Annotated in this window: 17 protein-coding genes and 1 rRNA gene; 11 read left to right on the forward strand and 7 right to left on the reverse strand. The window is 40.5% G+C overall.

The genetic code is table 11. The annotated features are described in order from the left end of the window. Positions 1-48: 48 nt before the first annotated feature. Positions 49-1,959 carry an N-acetylglucosamine-specific PTS transporter subunit IIBC gene (nagE, locus tag ACIQYG_RS22800; protein WP_402842838.1) on the forward strand — a complete coding sequence of 637 codons (1,911 nt, stop codon included), beginning with the start codon at positions 49-51 and terminating at the stop codon, positions 1,957-1,959. Positions 1,960-2,053: 94 nt separating this feature from the next. Next, positions 2,054-2,218, forward strand: coding sequence for a hypothetical protein (locus ACIQYG_RS22805; RefSeq protein WP_402842841.1), 165 nt, complete (start codon positions 2,054-2,056; stop codon positions 2,216-2,218). Positions 2,219-2,539: 321 nt separating this feature from the next. Here the strand turns inward: ACIQYG_RS22805 and ACIQYG_RS22810 are convergent, their stop codons facing one another. Continuing rightward, positions 2,540-4,273, reverse strand: a complete 1,734-nt coding sequence (locus ACIQYG_RS22810; protein WP_402842843.1) for an AAA family ATPase — start codon at positions 4,271-4,273, stop codon at positions 2,540-2,542. Positions 4,274-4,504: 231 nt separating this feature from the next. Here ACIQYG_RS22810 and def point away from each other — a divergent pair, with 231 nt between their 5' ends. Then, positions 4,505-5,083 carry a peptide deformylase gene (gene def, locus ACIQYG_RS22815; protein ID WP_402842846.1) on the forward strand — a complete coding sequence of 193 codons (579 nt, stop codon included), beginning with the start codon at positions 4,505-4,507 and terminating at the stop codon, positions 5,081-5,083. Positions 5,084-5,125: 42 nt separating this feature from the next. Here the strand turns inward: def and ACIQYG_RS22820 are convergent, their stop codons facing one another. The 3 genes from ACIQYG_RS22820 to ACIQYG_RS22830 all read right to left on the reverse strand — a co-directional run bounded on the left by ACIQYG_RS22820 (position 5,126) and on the right by ACIQYG_RS22830 (position 7,456). Next, entirely contained in the window at positions 5,126-5,320 is a 195-nt protein-coding gene (locus ACIQYG_RS22820) for an SGNH/GDSL hydrolase family protein (protein WP_402842849.1), read from the reverse strand. A 21-nt stretch (positions 5,321-5,341) separates the two neighbouring features. Further along, a complete protein-coding gene (locus tag ACIQYG_RS22825; protein ID WP_402842851.1) occupies positions 5,342-5,671 on the reverse strand; it encodes an SGNH/GDSL hydrolase family protein in 330 nt (109 codons plus the stop codon). Between the two features lie 270 nt (positions 5,672-5,941). Beyond that, positions 5,942-7,456, reverse strand: coding sequence for an MDR family MFS transporter (locus ACIQYG_RS22830; RefSeq protein WP_402842854.1), 1,515 nt, complete (start codon positions 7,454-7,456; stop codon positions 5,942-5,944). A gap of 128 nt (positions 7,457-7,584) precedes the next feature. Between ACIQYG_RS22830 and ACIQYG_RS22835 the strand changes: the two genes are divergently transcribed. Next, positions 7,585-8,064 (forward strand): MarR family winged helix-turn-helix transcriptional regulator, encoded by a 480-nt coding sequence (locus tag ACIQYG_RS22835; RefSeq protein WP_402842856.1) that lies wholly within the window; start codon positions 7,585-7,587, stop codon positions 8,062-8,064. A gap of 95 nt (positions 8,065-8,159) precedes the next feature. Further along, positions 8,160-8,351, forward strand: a complete 192-nt coding sequence (locus ACIQYG_RS22840; protein ID WP_402842859.1) for a hypothetical protein — start codon at positions 8,160-8,162, stop codon at positions 8,349-8,351. A 42-nt stretch (positions 8,352-8,393) separates the two neighbouring features. On the opposite strand, the gene ACIQYG_RS22845 is transcribed toward ACIQYG_RS22840, so the two are convergent. Then, positions 8,394-8,819, reverse strand: a complete 426-nt coding sequence (locus tag ACIQYG_RS22845) for a DUF4395 domain-containing protein (protein ID WP_402842861.1) — start codon at positions 8,817-8,819, stop codon at positions 8,394-8,396. A gap of 849 nt (positions 8,820-9,668) precedes the next feature. On the opposite strand from ACIQYG_RS22845, the gene ACIQYG_RS22850 reads away from it, so the two are divergent. The 5 genes from ACIQYG_RS22850 to ACIQYG_RS22870 all read left to right on the forward strand — a co-directional run bounded on the left by ACIQYG_RS22850 (position 9,669) and on the right by ACIQYG_RS22870 (position 16,936). Beyond that, on the forward strand, positions 9,669-10,058 hold the full coding sequence (locus ACIQYG_RS22850) for a MerR family transcriptional regulator (RefSeq protein WP_402842881.1): 390 nt from the start codon (positions 9,669-9,671) through the stop codon (positions 10,056-10,058). Positions 10,059-10,256: 198 nt separating this feature from the next. After that, positions 10,257-11,555, forward strand: coding sequence for a hemolysin family protein (locus ACIQYG_RS22855; protein ID WP_402842884.1), 1,299 nt, complete (start codon positions 10,257-10,259; stop codon positions 11,553-11,555). Positions 11,556-11,851: 296 nt separating this feature from the next. After that, the gene (locus ACIQYG_RS22860; RefSeq protein WP_402842864.1) at positions 11,852-14,653 is read left to right on the forward strand and encodes a response regulator; all 2,802 of its coding nucleotides are present in this window, start codon (positions 11,852-11,854) and stop codon (positions 14,651-14,653) included. 28 nt (positions 14,654-14,681) lie between these two features. Further along, positions 14,682-15,515: a CheR family methyltransferase gene (locus ACIQYG_RS22865; protein ID WP_402842867.1), complete on the forward strand. Its 834-nt coding sequence runs from the start codon at positions 14,682-14,684 to the stop codon at positions 15,513-15,515. Positions 15,516-15,793: 278 nt separating this feature from the next. Then, positions 15,794-16,936, forward strand: coding sequence for a PP2C family protein-serine/threonine phosphatase (locus ACIQYG_RS22870; protein ID WP_402842869.1), 1,143 nt, complete (start codon positions 15,794-15,796; stop codon positions 16,934-16,936). Between the two features lie 113 nt (positions 16,937-17,049). Here ACIQYG_RS22870 and ACIQYG_RS22875 read toward each other — a convergent pair whose 3' ends face one another. After that, a complete protein-coding gene (locus ACIQYG_RS22875; protein ID WP_402842872.1) occupies positions 17,050-17,220 on the reverse strand; it encodes a CsbD family protein in 171 nt (56 codons plus the stop codon). Positions 17,221-17,303: 83 nt separating this feature from the next. Beyond that, positions 17,304-18,062, reverse strand: a complete 759-nt coding sequence (locus ACIQYG_RS22880; protein ID WP_402842875.1) for an alpha/beta hydrolase — start codon at positions 18,060-18,062, stop codon at positions 17,304-17,306. 638 nt (positions 18,063-18,700) lie between these two features. On the opposite strand from ACIQYG_RS22880, the gene ACIQYG_RS22885 reads away from it, so the two are divergent. Beyond that, positions 18,701-18,768, forward strand: a 16S ribosomal RNA gene (locus ACIQYG_RS22885); the annotation flags it as partial.

The raw sequence follows: 18,768 nt of genomic DNA on the forward strand, positions 1-18,768 counted from the left end.
TTCGTTCTGCTGAATTAAAAGAAGTTAGGAACAAGGGAGATGAGTTCGATGTTAAATTTTTTACAAAAGATTGGGAAAGCTTTGATGTTACCGATTGCTGTTTTGCCGGCAGCGGCTTTATTGCTTCGTTTAGGGCAACCGGATTTACTTAATATTCCATTCGTGGCTGCCTCGGGACAAGCGATTTTTGATAATCTTGCCATATTGTTCGCTTTAGGTATAGCGATTGGATTATCCAAAGATGGCAGCGGTGCTGCGGCATTAGCGGGTCTTGTTGGTTACTTTGTATTAACGAATGGTACACAAGCGATTAATAAAGATATCAACATGGCTGTATTAGGCGGTATTATATCAGGTATAGTTGCAGCTCTTCTATATAATAGATACTCTGACATAAGACTCCCTGAATGGCTTGGATTCTTTTCAGGGAAACGATTCGTCCCGATCATCACTTCGCTTGCGATGATTATACTTGCGGGAATATTCGGTTTTGTTTGGCCGCCGATTCAAGATGTAATCAATAGTGTTGGAGACTGGATTACGGGTGCAGGGGCCTTGGGTGCCGGCGTATTCGGCGTATTGAATCGCTTATTGCTTCCAGTAGGATTGCATCATGTCTTGAATAGTATGGTTTGGTTCGTTTTTGGTGAATACAATGGAGCGACAGGTGATATAAATCGTTTCTTCGCAGGGGACCCGACTGCTGGGCCCTTCATGACCGGCTTTTTCCCGATCATGATGTTCGGCCTTCCAGCTGCAGCATTAGCCATGATTGCAGCTGCTAAAAAAGAGAAACGTAAATTGGTGACAGGGATGCTTGTTGGGTTGGCTTTCACTTCTTTCCTAACAGGAATCACTGAACCGATTGAATTTCTGTTCATGTTCATCGCACCGGTGTTATATGTAATACATGCCCTTTTAACCGGGGTCTCTCTGGCGCTAGCTGTTATATTGGATATCCATCATGGGTTTGGATTCTCCGCAGGAGCCATTGATTATTTCTTGAACTTTGGTATAGCGCAAAAACCGCTATGGTTAATCCCGATTGGATTGGTATACGCGGCAGTTTACTTCGTGATTTTCTATTTTGTCATCAAAATCATGGATTTAAAAACACCTGGCCGTGAAGATGATGAGGAAGTTGTGGAAGAAGAAACCATTGTGAAAACAGGGGATAAATATACCGATATGGGATCGCTTTTCATTCAAGATCTTGGCGGTAAAGAGAATATAATGCTAATTGATAACTGTGCAACGCGCTTGCGTTTACAAGTGGCCGATTCAGGAAATGTGAATGAAGCAGCCTTAAAAAGGCATGGTGCGCGCGGTGTCATGAAGTTGAACAAATCGAGTGTGCAGGTCATTGTTGGAACGAATGTTGAATTCGTTGCAAATGCAATGAAACAACTTGTCAAGAATGGCGTCGACCCAAGCAAAGTGAAAACAAGTCCATCTGCACAAGTGGCAGAGGATGGAATGGAAGAAAACCAAGCTTTGGGTGCAATTGACTTTGTCCTTCCAATTGAAGGAACCGTTTTACCGATAGAACAAGTTCCCGATCAAGTGTTTGCGATGAAAATGATGGGGGATGGCTTTGCTATCGAGCCAGCCAAAGGAAAACTAGTATCCCCAATCGATGGGGAAGTTCTAAGTATCTTTCCGACAAATCATGCACTGGGATTGAAAATGGATAATGGTCTGGAAATTCTGATCCATGTTGGCTTAGATACAGTTAAGTTAAATGGAGAAGGGTTCACATCCCTTGTGCAAGAAGGTCAAAGAATAACAAAAGGAACACCTCTTTTGGAAATTGATTTAGATTTCATAAAACGGAATGCACCATCAACGGTCACTCCTATTATATTCACTAACTTACCAGAAGGAACGGCAGTGAAATTGCAAAAGCCAGGGATCCAGAAGCAAAATGCACCAGATATCATCCAGTTGGAAAAACTATAAAACGTGTTAAAAAAGGGATGTCGACATTGTCGACATCCCTTTTTAGACTGCAGTCAAACTCGATGAAAAGCGAGTTTGCCTGCAGTTTTTTTCTTTGAAAGAAGATCCAGCTGATCTCAGAAATCAGGTAATCCGGATAGGGCTGCTTGGTACAATCATCATTTATACATTGATTAGCATTGTCGGCATCCTAGCCAGCATTCTGGGGGCAGTGGGCATTAGCTCGATGGGAACGAATGGGGAGCAGCATGTAATTTAACATCCTATCAATTTGCTCTCCTCGGTTCTGTGGCTTTGCTCGTCATAGCCCTATTATCTGCGATGTGTTTGCACAAGGATGATTTTATTTTAAGGCCAAGATACCGAAACAGAATATTGGCTAAATCCCTTAATGTAAAACCAGGTCAGAAGCGGATAACTGTGATTTGCCAGTGACCTCCCTCTCATTTTTTCTAGCAGTAAAGGGACTGCCTACATAAAATATTAATTAAAGATTGGATTTGCGGCTCACTACCATATATAAAAAAGAGCCTGTTCGATTCGAACAGGCTCTAAACATTACATTAGTCTTTTAAACACGTTAAGCATTCGAGCAAATGCCGGTTATTTCCGATGCATCGACGATACGCTGAACTTCTGAACCCTCTAGTGTCTCTTTTTTCAATAGCTCTTCAACGAGCTCTTCATACTGTAAGCGATTCGAGTCAATCAGCAATTCCGTTTCTTGAATCGCTTTCGTGAATAATTCCTGCATCTTTTGCTCCTTCTCACCTTTATTAAAGGTGAGGGTAAATCCATCTTGAAGCATTCCGGTATCGACCATTTGTTCCAGTAGATGTTTCGCCTGCTGTACATCTCCGCCTACACCGATGCTATGTTCTCCTAAATACATTCTTTCCGCCACGCCGCCTGCTAAGATCATTTTGACTTGATCAAGCAATTCACTGGCTGTTGCCAGATGGAGTTCTTTTGGTATCGGCGCTACATATCCAAGGGCTTCCCCACGCGGAATGATGGTCGCCTTTCGAACGGAACCCGGCTTTGTCAAAGCTGCAATCAGGGCATGTCCACTTTCATGAATGGCCACACGCCGCTTCGTATCCGCATCATTCAAGGTACGTGATGTCGCTCCAAGTATCGTTCGGTCAATGGCGTAATCAAGATCCTGTTTACGAATCATATCCTGTTCATTCCTCAGGGCATGACGTGAGGCAGTATCGAACAGGGAGCTTAAGTCAGCGCCGGAGAAACCGGATGTACTTTCAGCCAACTCATCCAGGGAAGCCAGGACATCTGTCGCTAGACGCTTTCCCTTCGTATGGATATCGATGATTTCCTTTCTTCCTTGTGTATCTGGAAGTGGGACTTGGAAAGAGAAATCGATCCTGCCCGGACGTAGAAATGCCTCATCGAGCATATCTTTCCGGTTGGTCGCTGCAATGAATAAAATGCCTTCATTTGGATGGCCACCATCTAATTGCACAAGCAGTTCAGTTAACGTTTTTTCGCCTTCTTCCCCGCCATGGGCTTTCCTTTTACCAGCCAACGCGTCCACTTCATCGATGAAAATGACAGCTGGCGATTGCTTACGTGCATTTTGGAAAAGGCTGCGGACACGGGCTGCACCTACTCCAACAAACATTTCGTTGAAGGCTGAACCGCTCGTTGAGAAGAAGTTTGCACCAAGCTCTTTTGCAATTGCCTGTGCAAGCAGCGTTTTTCCCGTTCCAGGAGGGCCATATAATAAAATGCCTTGAGGCGGCTTAATTCCAATTTTAGCTGAACGTTCAGGTTCCTTTAGTGTAGTAAGTGTCTGAAGGATTTCCTGTTTGATTTCGGATTGCAAACCGCCTACATCATCCAAAGTTATCTCCGGCAGGGGTTTTGGGGTGGAAAGGCTTTGTTTTTTGCTGCCGATCCGCAATCCGCCCTTTGATTTTTTCTGTATAATGACACCGGTTGTGACGAGAGCCGCCATTAATCCGCCTAAAATCCATATTGCTGATTTATTAGTTGATGAAAAAGAATATTGAACGTTATAAGTTTCGACAAGTTTATTGATCATTTGACTGTTGGGAGGAATACTGGAAACGTATTCTCCATCCGGTGTGGTGATGTGAAGAGTGCCATTTCTCTTTTCTTCAATGGTGACAAGGGCTCCATTTTGGGCTTTAATCGTCTTTTCTACCGAAGAAAAGGGAATGACCATTTCCTTTGACTGAGTAACAACATACCAACTGATTCCAGCAATTATCACAATGAGAGCCGTAAGGAACGGCAGCAATTTCGAAACTAATTTAGAGTTCGAGTTCAATTTTTCATCTCCTTTAAGAATATATATTAAGTATAAAATTTTTAAACATGTTTTTATACCTTAAATTAAAGGTAAATAATGTTAAGGTCAAGAAATAATATGGAAGTTTAAAGAGTCCGCAATTAAGAAATATTTAATCTAACCGGCATATTAGACTTTTTAAATGCGAAATGCTAAAGTGAAATGGTCTAAGTCATGAAAAAATAAAATGGTAGAAGAGTGTGAAGTTTTATGAGTAAATTTATAAAAGACTATATGATTACGATGAAGGATATCGTCAGAGAAGGGGATCCCATTCTGCGTCAGGTAACGGATGAAGTTAGCCTGCCGATTTCGGATGAAGATCGTGAAACGTTGGAATGCATGATGCAATACCTGAAAAATAGTCAGGATCCAAAACTCCAAAAGAAGTTCAACTTGCGTGAAGGAGTTGGATTGTCTGCAAATCAGATAGGCTTGAATAAACGCATGTTCGTCATGTATTTTCCCGATGAAAAAGGGAAGCTGTTTGAATATGCCCTTGTGAATCCGAAAATCATCAGCCATTCCGCCACAATGATCTATTTACCGCAAAGTGAAGGTTGCCTTTCTGTCGACCGTGATATTAAAGGATATGTACCGCGTTATGAACGGGTTAAAATCAAAGCTTTGGACGGTAATGGTGAGGAAATAGAGTTGCGGCTGAAGGGCTTTGCTGCAATCGTGTTTCAACATGAGTTAGATCATTTGAACGGGATGATGTTTTATGACCGGATCAACACCGAGAACCCTTTCAAGCTTCCTGAAAACGTGGAAGTGAAAAGTCTGTAAAACCCAAAAAGGCAAAGCGCCATGCTTTGCCTTTTAACCGTTTTATGGCTGAGGAAACATATCCTCTTCCATATGCTTCAGCAAATCACTGAATATGGCCAGGCTCATTTGCTTGTACCCTTCTGAAGTGAGGTGGATGCCATCATCGCTTATCAAGCGACCCAAGTCACCGGAGGATTTAATATAGGAACGGACATCGATCAAAGGTACCTTCAGTTCCTCTGCAAGCCTTTTCAATTGGCGATTATACATCCCATGCTAATGTTCAATACCACCGACATGGGAAACGAAATGCCCGATTGAATGACCGAACTTATCGGCGATGGATCTATAATACCTAGCTGGATCAAGTGGCGGGAGAGTTAAAAGGTAAGGCGTTACATGCTTATCTTGAATCTGCTTGACAAGTTGTGTGGTATTTTCCAAGTAACTTTCGATTGGAACGATGGGCTCATGGTCACCTTCTGGATTCTTGGCTACTTCGTCCCAATGGAAGTTTCGTTGCCACCGACCTCTATTAATACGATATCGGGATATTCCGACATGACGTCTTTCTCGATCGGCTAACCAACAGGTCGGAGTTATCATTGAAAACCCCTTTATTCAAAACTTCCACGAATGGCAAAGATCCTGTTAGCTTAGCTAGGGAGTTCGGATAATTTTCTTTAATGATGCGAAGGCGCCCCCTAACATAAGAAATGCCTCTGGTTAAACTGTCTCCAAAACATACGATCTTCAAACTTCTATGGGAATGTGTTACTTATATTTTAGTAGTGGAATGATTTTTCGCAATTTTCACCTCCTTTATGGAAAGGAGATGAAAATAACAAAAAGCGCTGGAAGTGCAGCGCTTTTTGTTTATTGTAAGTATTCCTTTTTTGAATGTGTTTCCACTCTTGTTTTTCCCATGAAGAACACAGTGATGGCTGCAAGACCGATCGGAATGAGAGCCAAGGTGAATATCATTGAAATCGAATCGGACATCGCATGAACGATTTTATTCAGGATAAAGTCCGGAATCTCGGCACGTGCGTCCGATTGGAAGAGCTGGCGTGGGTCCTCCGTCAATCCGGCCGTATCCGGACTTCCTTGCATTCCTTTAAACGCCTCCGTCATTTTACTTGTGAATACATTGTTCTGAATCGCTCCATAAATCGTTACACCGAGTGTCATCCCAAAAGAACGGAGGAATGAGTTTGTTGAGTTGGCCGACCCTCGGAATCTAGGTTCCAAGTTGTGAATGGACGCAATAGGCAGAAGGGAAAAGGAAAAGCCCATGCCAAATCCAGTCAAAATCATGTATAAAGTTAATGAAGTCCTGCTGGTATCAGGGGTGATGGTCCCTAATAAAAGCATTCCTGCAAAATAACAGATGACGGAAATCACCATTAAGTTGCGAAAGCTTGTCTTTGTATTGAATATCCCGCCAACTGCACTGCCGAACACAGAACCAAGCATCATGGGAGTCAGGATCAATCCGGCATTTGTTGCGGAACCACCGTAAACTGCCTGCACAAAAATCGGGATATAGACGGTTAAAATAATGAATGTACCGCCATAAAGAATGGCTAAAATCTGAGAAGTGGCAAATAATCGCCTTTTAAACAGCCATAATGAAATGATTGGATCTTTCGCCCTTTTTTCAAAAAAGAAAAATGAAACGAAGAATACCACAAAACTGGCAAACAGGCCTATGATGGGAGAGGAACTCCAGCCATACTCCCCGCCCAGTTCGAGAGCGAACATTAAGCTGATAACGGCAATGACGAGAGTTGCTGCGCCACCCCAATCGATTTTTTGCTCTTGGGTGTTGGGTGACTCCTTGTAATAATTCCAGATGAAAAATAAAGAAATGATCCCAATCGGAACATTGACGTAGAAAATCCAGTGCCAGCTAGAGTATTCAGTAATATAAGCACCTAAAAGTGGCCCCAAGACACTTGAGGCCCCAAATACAGCGCCGAAAAGGCCAGTTAATTTTCCGCGTTTTTCAGGTGGGAAAATATCAAAAATGATCGTAAAGGCTATAGGCATCAAGGCGCCTCCGCCTATCCCCTGGATTGCACGAAAGATGCTTAACTGCACTATGCTCTGGGCCATGCCACATAATGCGGAGCCGATCAAAAAGACTATAAGTCCGAAAATAAAAAACCTCTTTCTTCCATACATATCGGAAAGCTTACCGAATATCGGCATACTTGCCATCGTGGCGACCATATAGGCAGATGTCACCCATACAAACTTATCGAAACCGCCTAAATCAGAAACAATCGTTCCCATCGCAGTCGCAACAATCGTATTATCCATTGCTGACATCAAGATACCCAGTAGTAAACCGGCAACAATGAATTTTTGTTTTTTTTGAACGTTCATTTATTTTCCTCCTTATATCAACCAGCTCATGAATTTCCTTTACATGGTTGAAGGGTAAACGTTAAGATGAAACAAAACATTTATCTTGATAATCAAGATAAATTTAAGTGTAAAAGGGGTGGCATTTTATGTCAAGTGATAATGGGCGGAATTCAGCTCTGTTAGAGAGTTTAACACACAGATTGCAGCGGTATGGAATGAGATCCGTATTATTTCAACAAAATATGGCCCAGAAAATAGGGGTGTCCCATACGGACTTAAAGAGTGCTGAAATATTGAATGAAACAGGACCCATTACCGCCGGTGAATTATCCAAAATTACAGGATTGAGCACGGGGTCTGTTACGGCACTGATCAATCGACTTGAGAAATCCGGTTATGTTAAAAGAGAACGAGATCAATTGGACGGAAGAAAGGTAATGATTGTGCCGATACCGGAAAGACAGGAACAGATTAAATCGCACTATCAATCGCTCTCTATGGCCACAAAAGATTTGTGCTCAGCTTATAATGAGCAAGAGCTAATATTGATCAATCAATTTGTTGAGGATATCACAAAAATCATGGATAAAGAAAATGACAAGTTAATGAGTGAGCGTGAAAGGTAGCTGATATGTTAGGCTATCTTTTTTATTTTTAGCCAGCTGGGAGCTGCTTATCCTGCGAAAACAAAAGGGATAGAGGTTGATTCTTTTTAAAGAGATTGTCCCGTTTTCATTCACTTCAGGTATCGCAAGTAATACAGACAAATACGATCGGCTCCTTCCCGTTTGCAGAAACGATAGGTCTTTATTCAACAATGGAAACACTGGTGCCGCAAGCGGTATTAATTTTGCTGATTGCATTGGCAACCATTTGGGTCAAAAAGAGTAATTCCTTACGTGCAACCGAATAATAAAATGGGACTGACGCATGTCAGTCCCATTTATGTGTGGTATTAGCGTAGAGATCGGCGATAGGAATATTGCTTCCATTGATAAAGGATGAAGCAGCCGATGCAGAACCCAAGAATGGCTATGAGAGAAGCCATTCCGACCGTCAAGGTGAATATATAACCGGTAACTTTCCAACCAAGCAAAAAAGAAGTGAATCCAAGTCCTAAGCAAACGACTGCTATGGCCTGGTTGAATTGTTGCTGTGAATGATCTTCGGGAATATAATCGGACGGTTTCTTTTTAAGAAAGAGCTTTGCAAGACGCATCACTGGATTGAAATTAAAGAGAAGACCCAAAAGTCCCGCTGTTAAAGGAATGACTAATATCCATATTTGTCCCGTTATTAAGGCGGTGGCCACGCTTAACAAAATGACCCATTGATTCGTTCGTACTAAGGGACGGGGAATGGAGCGACTTTCACTCGTCATAGAATACCAACCTTCCTGATGTGTTTTGTTACATTTTATCTTTATTTTAATCACTTGTGAAGTGAAAGGTTAATAAAACAAAAGTTATTCTTATTTATAATTATTTTAATTTAGTATTGATTATCATTATAAAAGTAGTATAATATGTATAACAAGAATTTAAATCGAGGAGGACGGTATTAATGGTAGCAAAAGTTTGTGAAACATGTGGAACACCAATAAAAAAGCTAAAGCATTCTTCCCTATGCCAATGCGGTCCTAAGATATTGAGCAATCAATTCTCAGTTAAAACAAAAAAATAAATCCATGGATTCAATTATAAATTAAACCGATTATTCAATTAATCGGGTTCAGACTTTAGACAATTTTTTTCGAGTTTGTCTAAAGTTTTTTTATGGCTTGTAAAATTGAACGTTGATTTTCGCTCCAGGCACTCGCTTTCCGCGGGCGGTCCGCGAGCCTCCTCGGCATGCGCCTGCGGGGTCTCCCTAGACGTGCTATTCCCGCAGGAGTCTCGTACCTTCCTCTTCAATCAGCTTTGTTATAAAATTTAGATGCAAATCATATTGATAAGTTGAGGGTATTGCTTTGGGTCATTTGGTTCAGGAACATCAAAGTCACGTTTTCGCAACCTCTTTTGTCTACAAACTGAAACCGATTATTCAATTAATCGGTTTTTGTTTTTCCAATGGAGGGTAAAGAGGGTAATAATATTTTTCATTTCAATTAAAATAATGTACGATTATATGGAATAGAATAAAACGTCATGAAGAATAGACATATTTTAAATTTGTCTAAACCATAACGTGATGGTTAGGAGGGGATTATGTTGGGAACGAGACTTTAAAAATTGGCGAGTTGGCGGAAATGGCGAACGTTACGAAACGAACCATAGATTATTATACGAATCTTGGCTTGCTTAAAGCAGAACGTTCCGCCTCCAATTACCGTTATTATTCAGTCGGTGAACTAGAAAGGCTCCGCCGTATCGAAGGATACAAAAGAGAAAACCTTTCATTGGAAGATATTAAAGAAATACTTAAAAAGGATAAGGAAGCCGCATCAGGAATTGAGGAAAAAGGTCTTCAACTCAAGAATAAAATGGATGGCCTTAACGAGGAACTCCAGGAATTCATCAGCTTGATTGAAAAGGACGGAAAAAGTGAGCTTCTTCTAAAAAAACAAATATCCCGTGAAAGCATGGCCTTGATCCAATCATTACTAGTGTTGCTCGTATGATTAAAATTTATCTCTATAGTTTTATGCACAAAGGTGCATATTAACGATATAGGCTAAATGGTTTCGGTTCATGTTATAAGGCAAAAATCGATTTTTAAACAAAAAATAACCATTTATACAGGAGGTGCTTGGGATTAAGCCGTACATGTCTAATCCGAAGGTCAGAAGGATTGGAACTATATGGCGAACCCGCACATATTGGAGATTTTTATAAAATTATTAGCAGTAGCTGCATTAATAGCATTAACCGCATTTTTCGTTGCATCGGAATTTGCAATCGTGAAAGTAAGAAGTTCCCGGATCAATCAATTAATTGAAGAAGGGCATAGAAATGCCCTCGCAGCCAAAAAAGTGACATCGCATATCGATGAGTACTTATCTGCCTGTCAATTGGGAATTACAGTAACCGCCTTAGGTTTAGGGGTGTTGGGTGAACCCACGGTCGAGGCGATCTTGAAACCATTGTTCACTAAATGGGGATTAGAGGAATCTGTCAGTCACATCATCTCGTTCTTGATTGCGTTCGGTTCCGTAACATTCCTTCATGTTGTAGTCGGCGAATTGGCACCGAAAACGGTTGCGATTCAAAAGGCAGAAGAGGTAACTTTGCTATTTGCAAAGCCGTTAATTCTCTTTTACCGCATTTTATACCCATTCATATGGTTACTGAATGGCTCTGCGCGTCTTCTGACAGGCATTTTCGGATTGAAGCCAGCATCTGAGTCAGAAATGGCCCATTCCGAAGAAGAGCTGCGCATCATTTTATCGGAAAGCTATAAAAGCGGTGAAATCAACCAATCGGAATACAAATATGTAAATCAGATATTTGAATTCGATGAGCGTATTGCCAATGAAATCATGGTTCCGCGTACGGAAATGACCGTTATCGAAAAAGGCATGCCATTATTGGAAGTTGTTGAACTGATTCAAGAAGAACAATACACAAGGTATCCGGTCATAGACGGTGATAAAGACAATGTCGTGGGGATGGTCAATATCAAGCGACTTTATACAGCGACGATTACAGAAGAAAATGTAACGGCTTTGACGGTGGATTCCTTTGTAACACCCATCATCCGTGTTCTTGAAACGATCGCCATTCATGATCTGCTGCTGAAAATGCAGAAAGAACGGATCCATATGGCAGTTTTGACTGATGAATATGGCGGAACAGCTGGTCTTGTAACGGTTGAAGACATCCTTGAAGAAATCGTCGGGGAAATCCGTGATGAGTTTGACCAGGATGAACGTCCGCTCATTCAAAAAGTTGATGAAGGGCATTATGTATTCGATGCTAAAACATTGGTTGAAGACGTCAATGATACCCTTGCGATCGATTTACCGGAGGAAGATATCGATACATTGGGAGGATGGTTCCTGACAGGCAGATTTGAAATTGCTGTCGGGGATAAAATTGAATACGCCGGATATGAATTTACTGTAAAGGAAATGGACGGCCACCATGTTTTATATGTTGAAGTGAAGAAGATTAAATAAACAGGATCACACCAAAAGCCGAAAGTGGAAACTTTCGGCTTTTATTGCGTACGAACAATTCATTTGGGTTTTTATGACAACGGTTTAGGCAGACTGTTACTTAATTGGAAAAGGAAATGATTTTAAATAATAGTGTAGGTAACTATTTTAGCATGGAAAATGTTAAAATTGACTTTGAGCAATGAAACTACCTATATATCCATTCAAAATTTCAAAGAATATAAGGTGAATTCTAGTATTTTGCAATGCCGTTTATTTCGGGCTGGTATAAATAAGTATTGAAGGTGGGCGGGAAAATGGGTTTTAAGAAAAAGCAAATGTTAGGATTTGGTTTAATCTTGCTTTTCTTGGCTATTTTACTTTCTTTCATGATGTTTACGCTAAACAATTTAAAGAGTAGCATGACTGAAATAGTTGAAAATCGCTATGAAAAAGTTCAAACTTCGATGGAAATCCGTCAGCTTTTTTCTAGGTCGGACCGTGAGATTTTGTTTGCAGCTAATGATGCAAATACAGAAGAAAGAGCAGAGAGCCTCGAAATCATCAATGAGAATCATAGTTTGATTGAATCAAAAATTGCCGGGTTATCAAGTTCGTTAAATAAGGGGAAAGCAAAGCAACTATTGAAAGAGTTCGAGACTCAATATGCCTCTTACTCCATAACGGAGGCTGAGATCATCCAAAAGATAAAATCGGGAAACTCATCTGATAATCTTTCAAGCCTGATGGATGACCAAAGGGAAAAACGAACGAAAGTCATCAGTACGATGGATGAATTTAAGGATTACCAAGAAGGTGTCATGAAAGATACATTAAGTAATTCGAAACAAACCTATGAAGATATGATCGGTTTTGTAATTTTTGCTGTGATCCTCAGCATTTTGGTCATTTCCGTAACGGTTGTTTGGATGATTCGCAGCACATCGAAAGATCTGCAATCTATTACGAAGGTCATCAAAAATATCGATTTTAAAAATTTGTCGGTCATACCAAGAATTCCGGTTCGGACCACTGATGAAATTGGTGATATAGCGCGATCGTTCAATGATATGGCGGAATCGCTTGAAATCTATAACCAAAAAGAAAAAGATTTCACTGAAAAGATCAGTGAACAGAACTGGATCCAGACCCGTGTGGCAGATATAGCTACCATGTATCAGCGCATTGTTGATGTGGAAGTTCTTGCTGACCGGTTCATTACAAGGCTTGCACCGATGATGGGAGCTTCACTTGGAGCTTTTTACGTCAAACGGGGTGAGGGTGTGGATATGCGCTTTGTGAAGCTTGCCAGCTTTGCTGGAGATGGCGAAGATACGGGCAGGCGTGAATTCCGTCTTGGCGAAGGTTTGATCGGCCAATGCGCCCTTGAAAAGAAATCCAAAGTCATTGAAGATATCCCTGGAGATTTTCATTTGGTTACGACAGGATTGGGGGAAGTCAACCCGAAAAGCATTGTCATTGCGCCAGTCGTTTTTGAGGATGAAGTGGTGGCGATGGTTGAACTGGCAAGTTTGGAGGCCTTTACGAAGCTGCAAAAAACTTTCCTGAACCAGGTTCTTGATACTCTGGGCATCACGATCAATAATGTAGAGGGCCGGATGGAAATAGAGCGTTTATTGAAAGAATCACAGGCACAGACCGAAGAGTTACAGGCTCAATCGGAAGAATTGCAATCACAGTCAGAGGAAATGCAAGCCCAATCGGAGGAACTGCAAACACAGGCTGAAGAGTTGCGAATGATCAATGAACAATTGGAAGAGAGAAATCGTGAAACTGAAGAAAAATCGAAAGAGCTTCAAGTCGCTAAGCTGAATCTTGAAAAACAAGCGGAAGAATTGAAGTTAAGTTCAAAATATAAATCGGAGTTCATGGCAAATATGTCCCATGAATTGCGGACACCGCTCAATAGTATCCTGATTTTATCAGAAATGCTTTCAGATCCGAATGATAGTAAATTAAATGAAGAGCAACTGGAATTCGCCCGTGTCATTAATTCATCAGGACAAGACTTATTAACGTTGATCAATGACATTTTGGATTTATCAAAAGTTGAAGTCGGAAAGCTTGAAGTGGTCTTTGACGAAATGAATTTGAGTGAGCTTCCTGAGTTATTGCACCGTAACTTCGATCATGTAGCGAAGAAAAAGAACATTGACTTTATAATCGAAAAAAGTAAAAACGTTCCGGATATTTTCTTTACGGATGAGCAGCGCTTCCAGCAAATTTTGAAAAACCTGTTATCCAATGCATTTAAATTCACGGAAAAAGGTTCTGTATCTGTCCAAATCAAAAAAGCTGATGAAGAAAATGTGGCACAATGGATACAGACAAAAGGTGCTAGCAATTGGGTTGAAATTAAGGTGACGGATACTGGCATCGGAATATCAAAAGAGAAGCAAAAACTTATCTTTGAAGCATTCCAGCAAGGTGACGGAGCTACAATGAGAAAATATGGCGGTACAGGACTTGGGCTATCGATTTGCCGGGAGTTTTCCAAACTTCTGGGAGGCTGGGTCATTGTAGATAGTGAAGAAGGGCAAGGCAGTACCTTTACTTTCTTTATTCCAAGCATGCCAGAGGGCTTCAAATATGTCGACGAAGCGATAGCTGCTTCCCCGGAAGTGGCAGCAGCTAACCACGATGATTCTGCCGCGCCTTTTGGCGATCAGGGAGAACCGGATGCGGTTATGATGGATGAAGAAGATCGGGATAAGGCCAAACCATTCTGCAATAAAACAGTACTGGTCGTCGATGATGATCACCGTAATATATTTGCTCTGAAGAATGCGCTGAAGCATGAGGGGATGGAAATCCTTACAGCTGAAAACGGCTACGAATGTTTGGAACTCCTTGAAAAAGGAAACGATATAGATGTCATATTGATGGATATCATGATGCCGGGTATGGACGGTTACGAAACGATGACCAGAATTCGCGAACAAAGTAAGTTCGAGGATCTTCCAATCATCGCGTTAACTGCGAAAGCGATGAAAGGCGATAGGGAAAAATGCCTGAAGGCCGGCGCTTCCGATTATGTCAGCAAACCACTAAAATTGGATCAGCTGCTATCCGTCCTAAGAGTATGGCTGACTAATTGATTGATAGTACGGGTAAGGAAGGATTTACATGAAGGATACTTTAACGATTGAAGAAAGAGAAGACTTGGAAATCGAATTATTGTTAGAGGCCATTTATTCCGTTTCTGGTTTTGACTTTCGCAAATATATGCGTTCTTCAATAAAAAGAAGAGTTGAAAATAGAATGAGACTGGACCATGTACGCAGGATTAGTGGAATGATAGAAATGGTTTTATATGAAAAAGGGTATGTCGAGAAGCTTTTGAAAGATTTTTCAATAAATGTCACTGAAATGTTTCGCGATCCGGAGTTCTTTAAAGCCTTTCGTTTAAATATTGTACCGCTCCTGAAAAAACTTCCAGAAATCAGAATTTGGCATGCGGGCTGTTCGACCGGTGAAGAAGCCTTTTCCATGGCGATCATCCTCAAGGAAGAAGGACTTTATGATAAGGCGAGGATATATGCCACTGATATGAATGATGAAGTCCTCCGTCATGCGGAAAAAGGGATATTACCTTTAAATAGAATGCAGTCTTATACGAAAAACTATCTGCAAGCTGGAGGTAACCAGGAATTTTCGGAGTATTATACAACCGATTATCAAAATGCTTATCTTGATTCGAGCCTCCTTAAAAACATTGTGTTTTTCCAGCATAATTTAGTTACTGATGGTTCGTTCAATGAGTTCCATATCATCATGTGCCGGAATGTGATGATTTACTTTACCGGTGAATTACAGACCTATGTTAATCAGTTGTTTTATGACAGTCTTTGTAAAGACGGCTTCCTTGCGGTTGGCAGCAAGGAGACACTTCATACATCATCCTTTTCGGAAGATTATGAGGACTTTGACTCAAAGGAACGAATTTATCGGAAATTGTAAAAAGAAAGAGTTCGCATATAAGCGGACTCTTTCTTTTTAATTAGTGAATTATTTTTCACTTTTTTGCATTTCAATGTTTAAGATATCGGAAGAAGGGGTATAAATAATGAGTTGGTCTCCATGCAGAATCGCGACTGTGGTTTATTATTATTAAAAGAGACTGAACTTAGTTATAATATAATAGAAAAATCCCTGTTAAGGGAGCTTTATTAAAGTACTGTTCCATATAAAAAAGATAAATGTTGCCGCTCGATATAAGCCAAAAGGGGAATGGAAGAATGACGATTTTAATCGTAGATGATAATCAGGTTAACCTTTTCGTTATAGAGAAAATTCTAAAACGAGCTGGCTATACGGATTTTCTATCATTAACTTCAGCTGTTGAGATGTTTGAATATTTACAGGTGGATAGTCCGCAACCTAAAGAGACTTCAGTTGATATCATTCTGCTTGATATCATGATGCCGGAGATCGATGGGATAGAGGCGTGCAGGAGACTTCAAAGTATTCCTCACCTTAGAGATATACCCGTCATTTTTGTGACCGCCCTTGAAGATTCAAACAAGGTGGCCGAGGCACTTGATGTTGGCGGAATTGATTATATAATGAAGCCCATCAATAAAATAGATTTACTTGCGAGGATTCGCGTGGGGTTAAGACTTAAATATGAAAAAGATTGGCATAAAATGCAGGATGAAAAAATCCGCAATGAATTGGATCTTTCCATGCAGGTTCAAAGCAGCTTATTAAGTGAACCCATTATAAATGACCACTTAACTATAAGGGCATCATACTTACCTGCGAATAAATTAGCAGGGGATATGTACTATTGGCACCGCATCGATGAAAACCGGTATGGGATCATCCTGTTGGATATGATGGGGCATGGCATATCAGCCTCACTTGTTTGTATGTTCATTTCCTCCGTATTGAGGGATGCCATCAGGACACATACGGATCCAGTGGCAGTAATAAACGAAATGAATCGCTGGATGAATACCCTTAATAAAGAAGATAATCAAGTGCATTATTATTTTACCGCGATTTATATGATCATTGATACAGAGCAAAAGACAGTGGAATATGTGAATGCCGGACATCCTCCAGGATTTGCTTTAATGGACGAAGGAAAAGTGGTCTCTCTTTCAAAAGGGACATGTCCTGTGGGTTTCTTCGCCGAGATGAAAATAGAGAAATCGGTCATTCATTATGAAGAGAAGATTCAGCTTATGCTATTTACGGATGGAGTCATGGAAGCAATAGATCGAGAAGGGACGGAAGGACTCGACCAAATAAAAGAAGCGGTCTCGACAAGGTGGTTTGATTGTAAAGAATCTCCCCCTATCGATTTTTTGATGTCACCGGAAATGCAGCAAGATCAACCTGATGATATGTGTGTTGTTGTTATTCAAGCAAATTGAAGAAAGAAGAGGCGGCAGATTATCTGCCGCCTCTTCTCTATAAAAGGGGGTCACTTTTATATGAAATGAGAATGTTCGTTAAGAGAGTGAATCCTGTATTCGGCTATTTGCGATTAACGGTCCTTTTTCAATTTACTGATGCTATCTTGGAGATTGCCTTTTAATTTGTCGACTTTACCTTCTGCTTGTAAGTGAGGATCATTTTTCGCGTTTCCGACTTGGTCTTTCGTTTCACCTTTAACTTTATTTACAGCACTCTTTACTTTGTCTGATAAACCGCTCATTATATGTTACCTCCTTTTTCTTTATATACTGTGTATACCCATGAAGTGTATGGATAAACCTGATTTATATGGAGAAAGGAGTTTTAAGAAGCGATTATTGCCCTTTTACTTAACCTTTGAATGAACTGAGATGAATGTTCAATGATATGATCTTTGTCATGATCCAACGAGGCCACATGATATGAATTTTCAAGGGGCACCATCTTCTTATCACCGGACATGACAGTATCATAAATCTGATAGGAACACGAGTCTGGTACAACGTGATCTTCTGGAGAATGGAAGATAAGTATCGGGCACGAAACGTTTATTAGTTTTTGACTGGTATGTTCCATTATATCAAGCAATTGATTAATCGCTTTTGACGGTACTTGGTCATATGTGATTTCTTTAGTTGTATTGTCTTTTATGTCAGGATTGCCTTCGGGAACGAAGCGTGGAACCGATTGGTTACGATATCTTTCATATTCAGGAACTTGGAGAGCGGCGTTAATGGTGAGAATTCCATCACAAGCCACTTTTGTCGCTAAATCGAGAACAAGGGCGCCTCCCATTGATTGTCCGATGGCGAAAACGTGGGTGCAGGTTCGCTTTAATTTTGCATAAGCCATTTCAACATCTTGTATCCATTCCTGATAATGACTTGTTTCCATTTCATATTCATCCGTTCCGTGTCCCGCCAGTCGAGGAGCGAAGACAGTAAAGCCTTTTGCGGCGAATTTTTCACCTAAATACCTTACGCTTTGTGGCGTTCCGTTAAAACCATGGCAAATAAGAATGCCAATAGAATTGCCGGGTAAGTAAAAAGATTCCGCACCTGGTATTACCATTGCTGCTGTCATATTCCCATCTCCTTTGAGTTAGCTTAGTTTTTGTTAAAAGAAAGTTTTAATAAAATTAACTATTCCGATTATTTTACTTGGTTATATAATAGCATAAGGAAAATTATGAAGTCAACTTGGCTATATTCCAAAACTTCAATATCATTAAGAAGCATTAAATAGGATATAAAGATGCTTATCAGGTCAATTTCGTGTATGGTTGCCATTCTTTCTATTATATAAGTACTGTCTTGGAATTGTTGATAAATGAAGAAGATAATGACCGGTTATATATAAATATAAGAAATGAAGAAAAAGCATTGACTTTAAAGTGAAATGGGATTAATATAAATAAGCACCAACTAAGACAAACGAAAAACTTCATCGCTTTTGGCTGATTGCTGAAAGAAATAATAACTATTGACTTCTTACTATGAAAATGATAAGATGAAATGGTCGCTGAAAAACACAGCGATTAAAAATAAGTTAAAAACTTCGTAGAAGTTGACAACTAATCAATAAGATGTTATGATGGATAAACAGCCGTTCGAAAGGACGATTGTGGAAATTGCTCTTTGAAAACTGAACAAAACAAAGCGCCAACGTTAAATTTTAAGTGAGCACACACTATCAAAAAGCAAATGAGCAAGTCAAACATTTCTTCGGAGAGTTTGATCCTGGCTCAGGACGAACGCTGGCGGCGTGCCTAATACATGCAAGTCGAGCG

Source organism: Peribacillus sp. NPDC096622 (assembly GCF_044762665.1).
GTDB lineage: Bacteria > Bacillota > Bacilli > Bacillales > DSM-1321 > Peribacillus > Peribacillus frigoritolerans_B.

What these genes read in the sequence shown, in the direction of transcription:
- nagE (WP_402842838.1), top strand. Translation starts at nt 49, where the DNA reads ATGTTAAATTTTTTACAAAAGATTGGGAAAGCTTTGATGTTACCGATT.
- def (WP_402842846.1), top strand. Translation starts at nt 4,505, where the DNA reads ATGAGTAAATTTATAAAAGACTATATGATTACGATGAAGGATATCGTC.
- ACIQYG_RS22825 (WP_402842851.1), bottom strand. Translation starts at nt 5,671, where the DNA reads ATGATAACTCCGACCTGTTGGTTAGCCGATCGAGAAAGACGTCATGTC.
- ACIQYG_RS22830 (WP_402842854.1), bottom strand. Translation starts at nt 7,456, where the DNA reads ATGAACGTTCAAAAAAAACAAAAATTCATTGTTGCCGGTTTACTACTG.
- ACIQYG_RS22835 (WP_402842856.1), top strand. Translation starts at nt 7,585, where the DNA reads ATGTCAAGTGATAATGGGCGGAATTCAGCTCTGTTAGAGAGTTTAACA.
- ACIQYG_RS22845 (WP_402842861.1), bottom strand. Translation starts at nt 8,819, where the DNA reads ATGACGAGTGAAAGTCGCTCCATTCCCCGTCCCTTAGTACGAACGAAT.
- ACIQYG_RS22860 (WP_402842864.1), top strand. Translation starts at nt 11,852, where the DNA reads ATGGGTTTTAAGAAAAAGCAAATGTTAGGATTTGGTTTAATCTTGCTT.
- ACIQYG_RS22865 (WP_402842867.1), top strand. Translation starts at nt 14,682, where the DNA reads ATGAAGGATACTTTAACGATTGAAGAAAGAGAAGACTTGGAAATCGAA.
- ACIQYG_RS22870 (WP_402842869.1), top strand. Translation starts at nt 15,794, where the DNA reads ATGACGATTTTAATCGTAGATGATAATCAGGTTAACCTTTTCGTTATA.
- ACIQYG_RS22875 (WP_402842872.1), bottom strand. Translation starts at nt 17,220, where the DNA reads ATGAGCGGTTTATCAGACAAAGTAAAGAGTGCTGTAAATAAAGTTAAA.
- ACIQYG_RS22880 (WP_402842875.1), bottom strand. Translation starts at nt 18,062, where the DNA reads ATGACAGCAGCAATGGTAATACCAGGTGCGGAATCTTTTTACTTACCC.